Origin of the sequence: Streptomyces albus subsp. albus (assembly GCF_000719865.1) — a bacterium.
Taxonomy (GTDB): Bacteria; Actinomycetota; Actinomycetes; order Streptomycetales; family Streptomycetaceae; genus Streptomyces; species Streptomyces albus_E.
Genome location: NZ_JOID01000017.1, coordinates 10,184 through 23,896, shown reverse-complemented (window position 1 = coordinate 23,896; position 13,713 = coordinate 10,184). Strand labels below are relative to the sequence as shown.

The window sequence follows — 13,713 nt, the reverse complement described above, 5'->3', positions numbered from 1 at the left end:
ACGGGGCTGACCACCATATGACCGGCCGGTAGGGTCGAGGCGTGCCGAAGCCGCTCAGTCTGTCGTTCGACCCGATCGCCCGAGCCGACGAACTCTGGAAGCAGCGATGGGGATCCGTGCCGTCCATGGTCGCCATCACCTCGATCATGCGGGCCCAGCAGATCCTGCTCGGGCAGGTGGACGCGGTCGTCAAGCCGTACGGCCTCACCTTCGCCCGGTACGAGGCCCTGGTGCTGCTCACCTTCAGCAAGGCCGGGGAGCTCCCGATGTCCAAGATCGGCGAGCGGTTGATGGTCCACCCCACCTCCGTCACCAACACCGTCGACCGGCTGGTCCGCTCCGGGCTCGTCGCCAAGCGGCCGAACCCCAACGACGGGCGCGGCACCCTGGCGACCATCACCGACAAGGGGCGCGAGGTCGTCGAGTCCGCCACCCGCGACCTGATGGCGATGGACTTCGGGCTGGGGGTGTACGACGCGGAGGAGTGCGCCGAGATCTTCGCGCTGCTGCGCCCCCTGCGCGTCGCGGCCGGCGACTTCGACGAAAAAGGCTGAGGCCGGGCCGGGTCCGGGCCCGGCCCCGGGGCAGCGGGGGGCTCGCGGCGTGCTCCGGTTACGCTCGACGGCATGAAGAAGAGCGTGCTGACCCGGTACCGGGTCATGGCCTACGTCACCGCCGTGATGCTGCTGGTGCTCAGCACCTGCATGGTGTTCAAGTACGGCTTCGGCCGCGGTGAGGACCTCACCTTCGTGGTGTCCCAGACGCACGGCCTGCTGTACATCATCTATCTGATCTTCGCCTTCGACCTGGGCTCCAAGGCCAAGTGGAGCTTCGGCAAGCTGCTCTGGGTGCTGCTCTCCGGCACCATCCCGCTCGCCGCCTTCTTCGTGGAGCGCAAGATCACCCGTGAGGTGGAACCGCTCGTGGCGGACGGCGGTCCGGTGGTCGCGAAGGCCTGAGCGGCCCGGCACCGCGGGGCCCCGGTCACCCGTGCCCCGCGGACTGCCATCGACAGATAGTAGGACGTCCAAGTAAATTGGCCTCCATGGACTCCGACGCCCTCGAAGAAGGCCGCCGCCGCTGGCAGGCCCGTTACGACGCGGCCCGCAAGCGGGACGCAGACTTCACCACGCTCTCGGGCGACCCGGTCGACCCCGTGTACGGCCCGCCCCCGGGCAGCACCGTGCCCGGCTTCGAGCGGATCGGCTGGCCCGGGGAGTACCCCTTCACCCGCGGTCTGTACCCGACCGGCTACCGGGGCCGCACCTGGACCATCCGCCAGTTCGCCGGCTTCGGCAACGCCGAGCAGACCAACGAGCGCTACAAGATGATCCTGGAGGCCGGCGGCGGCGGCCTCTCCGTCGCCTTCGACATGCCGACCCTCATGGGCCGCGACTCCGACGAGCCCAAGTCGCTCGGCGAGGTCGGCCACTGCGGCGTCGCCATCGACTCCGCCGCCGACATGGAGGTCCTCTTCCGGGACATCCCGCTCGGCGACGTCACCACCTCCATGACGATCAGCGGGCCCGCCGTCCCCGTCTTCTGTATGTACCTCGTCGCCGCCGAGCGGCAGGGCGTCGACCCCGGCGTCCTCAACGGCACGCTGCAGACGGACATCTTCAAGGAGTACATCGCGCAGAAGGAGTGGCTCTTCCAGCCCGAGCCGCATCTGCGCCTCATCGGCGACCTCATGGAGCACTGCGCGCGGAACATCCCCGCGTACAAGCCGCTCTCCGTCTCCGGCTACCACATCCGCGAGGCCGGCTCCACGGCGGCGCAGGAGCTCGCCTACACCCTCGCCGACGGCTTCGGCTACGTCGAACTGGGCCTCTCCCGCGGCCTGGACGTGGACGACTTCGCGCCCGGCCTCTCCTTCTTCTTCGACGCGCACCTCGACTTCTTCGAGGAGATCGCCAAGTTCCGCGCCGCACGCCGCATCTGGGCCCGCTGGATGCGCGACGTCTACGGGGCGAAGACGGAGAAGGCGCAGTGGCTGCGCTTCCACACCCAGACCGCCGGGGTCTCGCTCACCGCCCAGCAGCCGTACAACAACGTGGTGCGGACCGCGGTCGAGGCGCTCGCCGCCGTCCTCGGCGGCACCAACTCCCTGCACACCAACGCCCTGGACGAGACCCTGGCGCTCCCCTCGGAGCAGGCCGCCGAGATCGCGCTGCGCACCCAGCAGGTGCTGATGGAGGAGACCGGCGTCGCCAACGTCGCCGACCCGCTCGGCGGCTCCTGGTACGTCGAGGCGCTGACCGACCGGATCGAGGCCGACGCCGAGAAGATCTTCGAGCAGATCCGGGAGCGGGGCCGGCGCGCGGTGCCGAACGGCGAGCACCCGATCGGGCCGATCACCTCCGGCATCCTGCGCGGCATCGAGGACGGCTGGTTCACCGGCGAGATCGCCGAAGCGGCCTTCGCGTACCAGCGGGCCCTGGAGAAGGGTGACAAGAAGGTCGTCGGCGTCAACTGCCACACCGGCTCCGTCACCGGAGACCTGGAGATCCTGCGGGTCAGCCACGAGGTCGAGCGGGAGCAGGTCCGGGTGCTCGCGGAGCGGAAGGCCGCCCGTGACGACGGCGCGGTCCGGGCCGCCCTGGACGCCATGCTCGCGGCGGCCCGGGACGGCGGCAACATGATCGAGCCCATGCTGGAGGCCGTACGGGCCGAGGCCACGCTCGGCGAGATCTGCGGCGTGCTGCGCGAGGAGTGGGGCGTCTACACGGAGCCGGCCGGCTTCTGACGCCCGGCGCGGGGGTTTTTCCGGAGGGCCGGGGGCGCGAACCCCCGGCCCTCCGGCTGTCCGTTGAAGCCGTCAGCCCCGCTCGTCCGTCCCGGCTGTCCGTCCGGCCGCCCCGCCACCGGCCGCCCGCCCCGGCCCGCCGCCGGCCCCGGTGCCCCCGTCCGGGCCCCGCCTACGGGAGCCCCGTCTCCGGTCGTCCGGGCCCCGGTGGGGCGGCCGGCGGCGGGGTGGCCCCGGCCGTCAGCCCGTCGAGCAGCAGGGCCGTGAGGTCGCGCACCCAGCCGGGGTCCACGGGCTCGCTGCTCACCAGCGTCCGGTGCACCACCGCGCCGGCGATCACGTCGAAGATCAGGTCCACCGAGCGCCGCGCCGCCGCGGCGCCCTCCGGGCCGGGCGCGTCCGCGGGCAGTTCGCCGCGCCGCTGCGCCCGTTCCCGGCCGAGCAGGACGAGCCGTTTCTGCCGGTCCACGATCGCCGACCGGATCCGCTCCCGCAGGGCCGGGTCGTGCGTCGACTCGGCGACCACGGCCATCAGCGAGGCCTTGGCCTCCGGCCGCTCCAGCAGCCGGGCGAAGCGCAGCACCACGCCCTCCACGTCGGCGCGCAGGCTGCCCCGGTCGGGAAGCTCCAGTTCGTCCAGGAGTTCGGCGACGGCGTCCAGCACGAGGTCGTTCTTGCCGGACCAGCGGCGGTAGAGCGTGGTCTTGGCCACGCCGGCGCGCGCCGCGACGTCCCCCAGCGACAGCCTCGACCAGCCGAGTTCCACCAGCGCGGCCCGGGTCGCGGCCAGGATCGCGCGGTCCGCGCCGGCGTCGCGGGGGCGGCCGGTACGGGGGGTGCGACGGGCGGGGGCGGGCATGGACACGACCTTAACGCCGGTCCCCGTTCCCACCCGGCCGCAATTACGCTACGGTTGGTATCGAAAGTGTGAGAGACCCGAGCACGACCACCACGCGACAACCACGCGACACGCACAACCCGACCCCGCGCGGCCCCGACCGACGCCGCGCGGAACCGCTGACGAAGGATCCGGCACCGGGTGGGGACCCGGCGCCACAGCGGCCCTCCCCGCACACCGCGGCGGCCGGGCCGGCCGTACTCCGCGATCCGGCGGCCGTACGGACGGCCCGAACGGCGAGCGTCCACCCGGCGCTTTTCCGATCGGCGCCCGGAGAGGGGAGGATGTACCCATGCAGCCACGGAACATGTCCATGAGTGGAGTGGTCGACCTCGCCGCCGTGAAGGCCGCCGGGGAGGCCAGGCAGAAGGCGGAGCAGGCGCGCGCCGAGGCGGCCCGCGAGGGCCGGCCGGCTGCCGCGCCTCCGGCCGCCGTGATCGATGTCAATGAGGCGGATTTCGAGCGGGAGGTGCTCCAGCGGTCGGCCCAGGTGCCGGTCGTCATCGACTTCTGGGCCGAGTGGTGCGAGCCCTGCAAGCAGCTCAGCCCGGTGCTGGAGCGGATGGCGGCGGAGTACGACGGCCGCTTCATCCTGGCCAAGGTCGACGTCGAGGCCAATCAGATGCTCTTCCAGCAGTTCGGCGTCCAGGGCATCCCGGCCGTCTTCGCCGTCGTCGGCGGGCAGGCGCTGCCGCTGTTCCAGGGCGCGGCCCCCGAGGCGCAGATCCGGCAGGTGCTGGACCAGCTGATCCAGGTGGCCGAGGAGCGCTTCGGCATCGTCGGCGGGCCCCTCGGGGCGGAGGGGGAGCCCGGGCAGGCGGCTCCCGAACCGCCCGCGGGCCCGTACGACTCGGCGCTCGCGGCGGCTCACGAGGCGCTGGACGCGGGCGACCTGGGCGGCGCCATCCAGGCCTACCGGAACGTCCTCGGCGATGACCCGGCCAACCCGGAGGCCAAGCTGGGCCTGGCCCAGGCGGAGTTGCTCCAGCGGGTGCAGGGGGCGGACCCGCAGGCGGTGCGGAAGACGGCGGCCGACAACCCGGCGGACGTGGACGCCCAGATCGCCGCCGCGGATCTGGATCTGGTCGGCGGACACGTCGAGGACGCCTTCGGACGGCTGGTCGAGACGGTACGGCGCACCGTCGGTGACGAGCGGGAGCGGGCGAGGGTGCGGCTCCTGGAGCTCTTCGAGGTCATCGGCGCGGACGACCCGCGCGTGACCAAGGCCCGGACCGCGCTGGCGCGCGTGCTGTTCTAGGCCCTCCGGGCCGCGCCGCGCCGCGTGCGGACACCGGCCCCGGGGCGGAGCGCCGGGGCCGGGGCGCAGGCGGGACGGTGACAGCGGTACGGCCGGCCCGGACGGCGGCCACTCGCGGGGAAAGGACCCGCGGGTGGCCGCCGTCCGCCGTCTCCGCGGTGCCTCCCGGGGGCCCGCGGGATCTCCCGCCGGATCCCTCCGCGGATGCCCGGCCGGTATGGCGCGCACAGGGGGCCGCCGCGGCCGGGCCCGCGTTGCCGGATGTCCGGATCTCCACACCCCGAACGCCGTACTTTGCCAAAACTTGGCAATCACGCCCGCTGTTACTGCCAGTAAGAGACTGGCGGATCTTCGTCCGTTTCTGTCCGGGTATTCCGGATGTGCCGCAGCGAATCGCGACGACCGACAGTGCCGAATTCGGGCGCTCCGGACCGTCTTCTGTCATCGGTTCATTACTGGCAAGTAACGAACCCCTTGTGTGACAGACGGATATGCACCACGATCGGCCACGCTCGGTCCCGTCCCGCAGTGCCGCATCCAGCCGGCGCCACGGAGCGGGTCCCCACCGGGCAGGCCGGCGTGGGTGATGCCGGCCTTGGACAGGGGGGTACCTGCCGCGGAGCAGGTCCTGTCCAGGAGGTTGCGCGAGAGCGTGGCCAGTGGTTGTCGCTCGGGGGTGATCGCCGCGTTTCGGACACGTATCCGTCTCCGAGTACGGCGTTCCCCTTCCCGAGGACGTAGCACTTCTCCCATCCCAGGCCAGGGCTCCCCCGGCCGGAGATGTACGTCCGAGAAGGAGGAAAGTCATGGAGTCCCAGGTGCGTGGCGGGACCAGATGGAAGCGGTTCGCCGTCGTGATGGTCCCCAGCGTGGCGGCCACCGCCGCGGTGGGTATCGCAATGGCGCAGGGTGCGCTGGCGGCGTCCTTCAGCGTTTCCGGGCAGTCTTTCAAGGTGACGGCCGACCACCTCGAGGGTGACGGCTTTGTCCAGTACGGCGCGGTCGACACGGGCAAGACCCTGGAGGGCAAGGACACCGCTCACCCGGTGGCCGTCTCCGCGTTCGACCACGCCAAGATCACCAACATGTGCCAGTCGGTGGTCACGCCGGGCATCCCGGGCCTCGGCTCGGTGTCGCTCAAGCTGACGGCCGGCAACAAGGGCACGGCGGTCGAGGCCGACAAGCTGTACATCGACGTCGCCGACCTGAACGCCAACGCGACGTTCAAGAACATCAACATCGGTGTCGCCGCCGGAGCCAGCACCAAGGGCCCCGGCATGAAGGGCGGCAAGGAGCAGTCGAACCCCTACGGGTTCGCCCAGGAGGCCGACAAGGCCATCCTGACCGACGTGAAGCAGACGGCCTGGGCGACCAGCGCCGGAACCTTCAAGCTGAGCGGCCTCTCGATGAAGCTGCACAGGGGCGTCCAGGAGTGCTACTAAGCACTCGCCCGGGCGGGCGGGGGCTTCGTCCCCCGTCCGCCCGTCTCCTCACTTTTTGCGTAATGCCCGTACCAGGGAGCTGTTTTCCATGAGCGCCGAGTCACCGGGTCCGAGCGGCCGATTCCACTACTGGAGGCTTCGTTTCCGCGTCTGGCGTGGCAACCGGCCTTTCTGGGCGGGCCTGCTGACACTGCTGGGCGGACTGCCGATCGCCTACTTCCCGTACGCGAATCTGACCGTCGGACAGCTGACGATCCGCATGGCGACCACGGCGGGCGCGGGCTCGCTGGTCATCGGGGTGCTCCTGGTCGTCCTGGGCCTGACGATGTGGTACCAGTCCGTCGCCAAGACCTTCGCCGGCGTCGCGGCGATCATGCTCGCACTGGTCTCGCTGGTGGTCTCCAACTTCGGAGGCTTCCTCCTCGGTTTCCTGCCGGCCCTCATCGGTGGTGGCCTGGCCATCGCCTGGGCGCCCGGCAAGAAGCCCGTGGAGGAACCCGCACCCCGGAGGGTGCCGGACAGCGAGGGCGGTGCCTCCGCGCCGGAACCGGCCGCGGCCGGCGTCTGGGCGGACGAAGAATCCGAGAAGGGGAGGCACAGTGCGGGCTGACGAGGCTCGGCTCGACGGCGAGAGCCGCCGTCGTGCAGGAGAAGGGCCGCGCCACGCGGCCCCGAGAAAGTCGATGCTCACCCGTTTGCACATGCCCGCGGGCCGGGCGATAGCCCTGGCGGCCATGCCGACCGCCGTGCTCGTGGGCATGGGGCTCACCAGCCCGCTGGCCCAGGCCGACCCGCAGCCCAAGTTCAAGCCGGGCAAGTGCGTGTCCCTGCCCGACGAGCAGGACGAGGACGGCAAGGCCGCCGAGGACGAGAAGACGGACGACCAGGCCGCGGACGAGAAGGGCGGGGCCGGCGAGCCGGGTACGTCCGAGCCGTCCCCCGAGCCGTCGTCCGGCAGCGCCCCGGAGCCGGAGCCCTCCCCGAGCGCGGAGGAGTCCTCCGGGACGTCCGGGTCCACCGGGACGTCGCCGGAGCCGGAGCCCTCGCCGTCGGAGTCCGAGACGAGGAACCCGCTCGACCCGCTGGGCATCGGCGAGAAGATCAACGACTTCTTCACCGGCGGCGGCGGCGACGAGGAGGAGGAGACGGCGGAGCCCTCGGCCACCGCCTCGCCGAGCGCCACCGCGGAGGAGGACTCCGAGAAGGCCGACGAGCCCGCGGACTCGGTGCGCGACACCGCCGGCGAGGTCGCGGACGCCGCCGGATCGGCCGCCAAGACGGCCGAGGAGAAGGCCGAAGAGGCCAAGGAGGCCGCGGAGAAGGCGGCCGAGGACGCCAAGGACGCGACGGCCACCCCGTCCCCCTCGGCGACCGCGGAGGACGGCCTGCAGCCGTTCCCCTGCCCCGAGTACGACGCCCAGGCCCTGGCCGACGCGGAGATCGACCCGACCCCGGCCCTGCTGCCCGACGAGCCGTGGATCCTGAAGAGCAGCAAGCTCTCCCTGCATGGCCTCGACTACAAGGGCATCGTCAAGGTCAGGACCTGGAGCGGCAAGGTCAAGGAAGTCCTGAAGTTCACCGCCAGCGGCGTGGACATCCGGGACCTCCACCAGATGGTCCAGGCCCCCGGCGGCAGCACCACCCATGTGAAGGCCGCGAAGGGCAGCAACTCCACGATCCGCGGCGGCACGGTGACGATGTACACGGAGGAGCTCAAGGGCAACCTCCTGGGCATCATCCCCATCACTTTCAGCCCCAAGAGCCCGCCGCCGCTGAACCTCCCCGAGGTCTTCTTCACCGGGGTGACGGTCACCCAGGCCGGCCAGTTCGGCGGCGATCTGACGGTCCCCGGCATGAACATGTACGACGGAGGCTGAGACGGAACGCCACACCGCACCCCGGGCACGGTTACCCCGCTCCCGGAGCCGCGGGACGACAGGTGGGCCGCCCCGGACGGGGCGGCCCACTCTGCGTGGTGGTGCGGGCCTCAGCCCTGGGCGCCCAGGTGGTGGACCCGGACCATGTTGGTGGTGCCGGGCACGCCGGGCGGGGAGCCCGCCGTAATGATCATGGTGTCGCCCTCGCTGTAGCGGTGCAGCTTCAGCAGCTCCGCGTCGACGAGCTCCACCATCGCGTCGGTGTTGTCGACGTGCGGGACGACGTAGGTCTCCACGCCCCAGCTCAGCGCGAGCTGGCAGCGGGTCGCCGGGTCGGTGGTGAAGGCCAGGATCGGCTGGCTCGCCCGGTAGCGGGACAGCCGGCGGGCGGTGTCACCGGACTTGGTGAAGGCGACCAGCGACTTGGCGCCGAGGAAGTCGGCGATCTCGCAGGCCGCGCGGGCCACCGAACCCCCCTGGGTGCGCGGCTTCTTGCCCGGCACCAGCGGCTGGAGGCCGCGGGTGAGCCACTCCTGCTCGGCCTCCTCGACGATGCGGGACATCGTCTTGACCGTCTCGATCGGGTACTTGCCGACGGAGGACTCCGCCGACAGCATCACCGCGTCCGCGCCGTCCAGGATCGCGTTGGCCACGTCGGAGGCCTCGGCCCGGGTCGGCCGCGAGGAGTTGATCATCGACTCCATCATCTGGGTCGCCACGATCACCGGCTTGGCGTTGCGGCGGCACATCTCCACCAGCCGCTTCTGCACCATGGGGACCTTCTCCAGCGGATACTCGACGGCCAGGTCGCCGCGGGCGACCATGACGCCGTCGAAGGCCATCACGACCTCCTCCATGTTGGCGACGGCCTGCGGCTTCTCCACCTTGGCGATGACGGGGACCCGGCGCCCGACCTCGTCCATCACCCGGTGGACGTCGCGCACGTCCGAGGCGTCCCGGACGAAGGACAGCGCGACCATGTCGCAGCCGAGCCGCAGCGCGAAGCGGAGGTCCTCGACGTCCTTCTCCGACAGGGCCGGCACGTTCACCGCCACACCCGGGAGGTTGATGCCCTTGTGGTCGGAGACGACGCCGCCCTCGATGACGATGGTGCGGACCCGCGGCCCGTCGACCTCCGTCACCTGGAGCGCGACCGCGCCGTCGTTGATGAGGATGGACTCGCCCTTGGTGACATCCGCCGGCAGGCCCTTGTAGGTGGTGCCGCAGATGGACTTGTCGCCCGGGACGTCCTCGGTGGTGATGGTGAACTCGTCCCCGCGGACCAGCTCGACCGGGCCCTCGGCGAAGGTCTCCAGCCGGATCTTCGGCCCCTGGAGGTCGGCGAGCACGCCGACCGCCCGGCCGGTCTCCTCCGACGCCTTGCGGACGCGGTGATACCGCTCCTCGTGCTCCGGGTGGGTCCCGTGGCTCATGTTGAACCGGGCCACGTTCATGCCGGCCTCGATCAGCGACTTCAACTGCTCGTAGGAGTCGACGGCTGGGCCCAGGGTGCAGACGATTTTGGAACGGCGCATGGGGGCCATCCTATCGGGTTTGTTTCGGAGCGGAATATTCCTGCCTGATCCTGTTCGGTCCCGGCCGGAGCCCGGACCGGGGGCGGCCGGAGCACACCGGTGCGCGGCTCAGTCGTGTACCGCGCGGACCAGCGCGTATGCCTGCGTCGCGATCTCCAGTTCCTCGTCGGTGGGGATGACGGCGACGGCGGTCCGGCTGCCGCCGGCCGAGATCAGCCGGGCGGAGGACGAGCGCAGGGCGTTGCGCACCGGGTCCAGTGCGATGCCCAGAGCCTCCAGCCCGCGCATGGCCGCTTCCCGTACGGCAGCCGAATTCTCCCCGACGCCCGCCGTGAAGGCGATGACGTCCACCCGGCCCAGCACGGCGGTGTACGCGCCGACGTACTTCCGCAGCCGGTGGATGTAGATCTCGAACGCCAGCCGGGCCGCCGGGTCGCCCTCGGCCATCCTGCGGCCGATCTCCCGCATGTCGTTGTCCCCGCACAGGCCGAGCAGCCCGCTCCGCTTGTTGAGCAGAGTGTCCAGCTCGTCGGTGGACATCCCCGCCACCCGCGACAGATGGAAGATCACGGCCGGGTCCAGATCGCCCGAGCGGGTGCCCATGACGAGCCCCTCCAGCGGGGTCAGGCCCATCGACGTCTCCACGCACACCCCGCCCGCGACGGCGGACGCGCTGGCGCCGTTGCCCAGGTGCAGCACGATGACGTTGACCTCGGCGGGGTCCTTGCCCAGCAGCGCGGCGGCGGCGCGCGACACATGGGCGTGCGAGGTGCCGTGGAAGCCGTAGCGGCGCACCCCGTGGGCGTCGGCGGTGGCCGTGTCGATCGCGTAGCGGGCCACGTGCTCGGGCATCGTCGAGTGGAACGCGGTGTCGAAGACGGCGACCTGCGGCAGATCCGGCCGCAGCTCCCGGGCCACTCTGATGCCCTCCGTGTTCGCCGGGTTGTGGAGCGGGGCGAGGGGGATCAGCTCCTCGATCTCCGCCACCACCTCGTCGGTGATCAGCGTCGGTTCGGTGAACCGGGTGCCGCCGTGCACCACGCGGTGGCCGATGGCGGCGAGATCGGGGGAGCCCAGGCCCAGGCCGCGCTCGTCCAGTTCCGCCGCGACCTGCCGCAGGGCGGCCGCGTGGTCGGCGACCGGGCCCTCTCCGATCCGCTCCACCAGCCCGGAGGCGAGCCGCGCGGCACCGGCGCCGTCCCGGCCGGCCATGTCCAGGAGCTGGTACTTGACCGAGGAGGAACCGGAGTTGATGACGAGGACGCGGGTGCCCGCCGGGCGGTCCGCGTCCGGGGAGGTGTCGGGGGAGGTGGCGGTGGCGGGGGCGCCGCTGCGGGCCGGGCCCGCGGGATCCGTGCTCATTCGGGCCGCGCCTTCCCGGTCCGCGGGGCTTCGGGGCCCCGCGGGTTCTCGGTCCGGTGGGCGTTCTCCGCCTGCTCGGTGATCTCCGCCGATCCGTCCGCCGCCGACGGGGCCGGGGCCGGGGCGGCCCTCAGGGCCTGGCGCGACCGCCCCGCCTCCAGGGCCGGGGCACCCTCCGGCACCGGCACCGGCCCCGCCGGCGGCACCGGCGGCTCGGGCTGCCCGGGGCGCCGGTCCTGCCCAGGAGCGCTCCCCTCCTGCGCCTGGGCCTGGATGGCGGTGATCGCCACCGTGGTGACGATGTCCGGAACCAGCGCGCCGCGCGACAGGTCGTTCACCGGCTTGCGCAGCCCCTGCAGGACCGGTCCGACGGCGACGGCGCCCGCCGAGCGCTGGACCGCCTTGTAGGTGTTGTTGCCGGTGTTGAGGTCGGGGAAGATCAGCACCGTGGCCCGTCCCGCGACCTCCGACTCCGGCAGCTTCGCGGCGGCCACGGTGGCGTCCACGGCGGCGTCGTACTGGATCGGCCCCTCGACCAGCAGGTCGGGCCGCAGCTTCCGCACCAGTTCGGTGGCCCTGCGCACCTTGTCGACGTCGGCGCCGTGGCCCGAGGTGCCGGTGGAGTACGAGAGCATCGCGATCCGCGGTTCCACGCCGAACTTGGCCGCCGTACCGGCCGACTGGATGGCGATGTCGGCGAGCTGCTCGGCGTCCGGGTCCGGGTTGACCGCGCAGTCGCCGTAGACGAGCACCCGGTCGGACAGGCACATGAAGAAGACCGAGCTGACGATGTGCGCGCCCGGCGCCGTCTTAATGATCTCGAAGCCGGGGCGCAGGGTCGCGGCGGTGGAGTGCGCGGCCCCGGAGACCATGCCGTCGGCCAGCCCCTCCTGGACCATCAGGGTGCCGAAGTACGAGACGTCGGAGACCACGTCGTACGCCAGCTCGTAGTCGACGCCCTTGTGCGCGCGCAGCTTCGCATACAGCTCCGCGAAGCGCTCCCGCAACGGCGAGGTGCGCGGGTCGATGAGCTGGGCGTCCGCCAGGTCCACGGTGAGCTCGGAGGCGCGACGGCGGATCGTCTCCGGATCGCCCAGCAGCGTCAGGTCGCAGATGTCGCGGCGCAGCAGCACGTCCGCGGCGCGCAGCACCCGCTCCTCGGTGCCCTCGGGGAGGACGACGCGGCGGCGGTGCGCGCGGGAGCGTTCGATCAGTTCGTGCTCGAACATCATGGGGGTGACGCGGCTGGAGCGGGCCAGCGAGATCCGGGAGGTCAGGTCCGCCGTGTCGACGTGCCGGTCGAAGAGGCCGAGGGCGGTCTCCGTCTTCCGCGGCGACCAGGCGTTCAACTTGCCCTCCAGCGCGAAGAGTTCCCCGGCCGTGGGGAAGCTCTTGCCCGGGACGGAGATCACGGGCGTGCCGGGCGCGAGGCGTTCGGCGAGCGCCATGATGTCCGGTCCCGGCCGCTCGTCGAGGGTGAGCAGCACCCCCGCGATGGGCGGCGAGCCGGCCGCGTGGGCGGCGAGGGCGCCGATGATCAGATCCGCCCGGTCCCCGGGGGTCACCACGAGGGCGCCCTCGGTCAGCGCGGCGAGGAAGGTCGGCATCATGGCGCCGCCGAAGACGAAGTCCCGGGCGTCCCGGGCCAGTCCGGCCGCGTCGCCGAGCAGCACCTCCGCGCCCAGGGACTGCACGATCTGCTGCACGGTCGGCGCGGAGAGCGAGCTGTCCTCCGGCAGGACGTAGCAGGGGACGGGCAGCTTGGCGGCCAGCCCGGCCGCGATCTCCTGCCACTCGGCGGGGTCCACCCGGTTGGCGATCATCGCGACGACGTCGCAGCCGAGGGAGTCGAAGGCGGCGTACGCGTTGTGCACCTCGGCCCGTACGGACTCGGCCGGCTGCTTCTGCCCGCCGACGACCGCGATCAGCGCGGCGCCGAACTCGTTGGCGAGCCGGGCGTTGAGGTTGAGCTCCGCGGGGACGCCGGTCTCGGCGTAGTCGGTGCCCAGGACGAGTACGAACTCGTAGTCCCGCGCCATGGCGTGGAACTGGTCCACCAGACGCGACACCAGTTCGTCGGTGCCGCGCTCCGCCTGGAGGGCGGCGGCCGCCTCGTAGCTCATCCCGTAGACCGTTCCGGCGTCCTGGACCAGCCGGTAGCGGGCGCGGAGCAGTTCGAAGAGCCGGTCCGGTCCGTCGTGCACCAGCGGGCGGAAGACGCCCACGCGGTCGACATGGCGGGTCAGGAGCTCCATCACCCCCAGCTCGACGACCTGGCGGCCGTCGCCCCGGTCGATTCCGGTGACGTACACGCTGCGCGTCACGCGTGCTCTCCGTTCCTCGCTCGTCCCGGCCGGTCCCGCCGGGCTCACGCCTCGTTCTCGCTCGCGGCTGCCCGTACCGCTGGTGCCCCATGCGTGCGGGCCGCCGCCCCCGTGCGTGCCGAGACCGGGCACGGGGAAGCCTCACCGGCCCGGGGGGTGAATAATCCCCGCGTGGCGAGTGCTCGTCTTGACACTATCCGTACCGGTCGGTAGGGCGCTCGTCCGGACGGCTGGAAGCGCCGCCGGTACGCCAGGCGTGGAACAATCGGAT

Annotated in this window: 11 protein-coding genes; 7 read left to right on the top strand and 4 right to left on the bottom strand. The window is 72.0% G+C overall.

All coding sequences use genetic code 11. The annotated features are described in order from the left end of the window. Positions 1-41: 41 nt before the first annotated feature. The 3 genes from IF83_RS0119035 (at position 42) to IF83_RS0119025 (ending at position 2,746) form a co-directional block, all read left to right on the top strand. Positions 42-554, top strand: a complete 513-nt coding sequence (locus tag IF83_RS0119035; protein ID WP_030545699.1) for a MarR family winged helix-turn-helix transcriptional regulator — start codon at positions 42-44, stop codon at positions 552-554. A 72-nt stretch (positions 555-626) separates the two neighbouring features. Continuing rightward, positions 627-959: a DUF3817 domain-containing protein gene (locus IF83_RS0119030; protein WP_030545698.1), complete on the top strand. Its 333-nt coding sequence runs from the start codon at positions 627-629 to the stop codon at positions 957-959. Between the two features lie 86 nt (positions 960-1,045). Beyond that, a complete protein-coding gene (locus IF83_RS0119025; protein WP_030545697.1) occupies positions 1,046-2,746 on the top strand; it encodes an acyl-CoA mutase large subunit family protein in 1,701 nt (566 codons plus the stop codon). Between the two features lie 172 nt (positions 2,747-2,918). On the opposite strand, the gene IF83_RS0119020 is transcribed toward IF83_RS0119025, so the two are convergent. After that, complete coding sequence (locus tag IF83_RS0119020; protein WP_037680525.1) at positions 2,919-3,605, bottom strand: TetR/AcrR family transcriptional regulator; 687 nt, start codon at positions 3,603-3,605, stop codon at positions 2,919-2,921. Between the two features lie 331 nt (positions 3,606-3,936). On the opposite strand from IF83_RS0119020, the gene IF83_RS0119015 reads away from it, so the two are divergent. The 4 genes from IF83_RS0119015 to IF83_RS0119000 all read left to right on the top strand — a co-directional run bounded on the left by IF83_RS0119015 (position 3,937) and on the right by IF83_RS0119000 (position 8,221). After that, positions 3,937-4,902: a tetratricopeptide repeat protein gene (locus IF83_RS0119015; protein WP_030545695.1), complete on the top strand. Its 966-nt coding sequence runs from the start codon at positions 3,937-3,939 to the stop codon at positions 4,900-4,902. Between the two features lie 806 nt (positions 4,903-5,708). Continuing rightward, positions 5,709-6,344, top strand: a complete 636-nt coding sequence (locus tag IF83_RS0119010; RefSeq protein ID WP_030545693.1) for a DUF6230 family protein — start codon at positions 5,709-5,711, stop codon at positions 6,342-6,344. Between the two features lie 88 nt (positions 6,345-6,432). After that, positions 6,433-6,954 (top strand): DUF6114 domain-containing protein, encoded by a 522-nt coding sequence (locus IF83_RS0119005; RefSeq protein WP_030545691.1) that lies wholly within the window; start codon positions 6,433-6,435, stop codon positions 6,952-6,954. A 73-nt stretch (positions 6,955-7,027) separates the two neighbouring features. Then, on the top strand, positions 7,028-8,221 hold the full coding sequence (locus IF83_RS0119000) for a hydrogenase expression protein HypF (RefSeq protein WP_244177127.1): 1,194 nt from the start codon (positions 7,028-7,030) through the stop codon (positions 8,219-8,221). A 110-nt stretch (positions 8,222-8,331) separates the two neighbouring features. Here the strand turns inward: IF83_RS0119000 and pyk are convergent, their stop codons facing one another. From pyk to pta, 3 genes are all read right to left on the bottom strand, one after another. Then, on the bottom strand, positions 8,332-9,756 hold the full coding sequence (gene pyk / locus IF83_RS0118995) for a pyruvate kinase (RefSeq protein WP_030545687.1): 1,425 nt from the start codon (positions 9,754-9,756) through the stop codon (positions 8,332-8,334). Between the two features lie 108 nt (positions 9,757-9,864). Then, the gene (locus IF83_RS0118990; RefSeq protein ID WP_078843619.1) at positions 9,865-11,118 is read right to left on the bottom strand and encodes an acetate kinase; all 1,254 of its coding nucleotides are present in this window, start codon (positions 11,116-11,118) and stop codon (positions 9,865-9,867) included. Next, on the bottom strand, positions 11,115-13,442 hold the full coding sequence (gene pta / locus IF83_RS0118985; RefSeq protein ID WP_167343605.1) for a phosphate acetyltransferase: 2,328 nt from the start codon (positions 13,440-13,442) through the stop codon (positions 11,115-11,117). The genes IF83_RS0118990 and pta overlap by 4 nt, the downstream gene beginning before the upstream one ends. Between the last annotated feature and the right edge of the window lie 271 nt (positions 13,443-13,713).

What these genes read in the sequence shown, in the direction of transcription:
- IF83_RS0119030 (WP_030545698.1), top strand. Translation starts at nt 627, where the DNA reads ATGAAGAAGAGCGTGCTGACCCGGTACCGGGTCATGGCCTACGTCACC.
- IF83_RS0119025 (WP_030545697.1), top strand. Translation starts at nt 1,046, where the DNA reads ATGGACTCCGACGCCCTCGAAGAAGGCCGCCGCCGCTGGCAGGCCCGT.
- IF83_RS0119020 (WP_037680525.1), bottom strand. Translation starts at nt 3,605, where the DNA reads ATGCCCGCCCCCGCCCGTCGCACCCCCCGTACCGGCCGCCCCCGCGAC.
- IF83_RS0119015 (WP_030545695.1), top strand. Translation starts at nt 3,937, where the DNA reads ATGCAGCCACGGAACATGTCCATGAGTGGAGTGGTCGACCTCGCCGCC.
- IF83_RS0119010 (WP_030545693.1), top strand. Translation starts at nt 5,709, where the DNA reads ATGGAGTCCCAGGTGCGTGGCGGGACCAGATGGAAGCGGTTCGCCGTC.
- IF83_RS0119005 (WP_030545691.1), top strand. Translation starts at nt 6,433, where the DNA reads ATGAGCGCCGAGTCACCGGGTCCGAGCGGCCGATTCCACTACTGGAGG.
- IF83_RS0119000 (WP_244177127.1), top strand. Translation starts at nt 7,028, where the DNA reads ATGCTCACCCGTTTGCACATGCCCGCGGGCCGGGCGATAGCCCTGGCG.
- pyk (WP_030545687.1), bottom strand. Translation starts at nt 9,756, where the DNA reads ATGCGCCGTTCCAAAATCGTCTGCACCCTGGGCCCAGCCGTCGACTCC.
- IF83_RS0118990 (WP_078843619.1), bottom strand. Translation starts at nt 11,118, where the DNA reads ATGAGCACGGATCCCGCGGGCCCGGCCCGCAGCGGCGCCCCCGCCACC.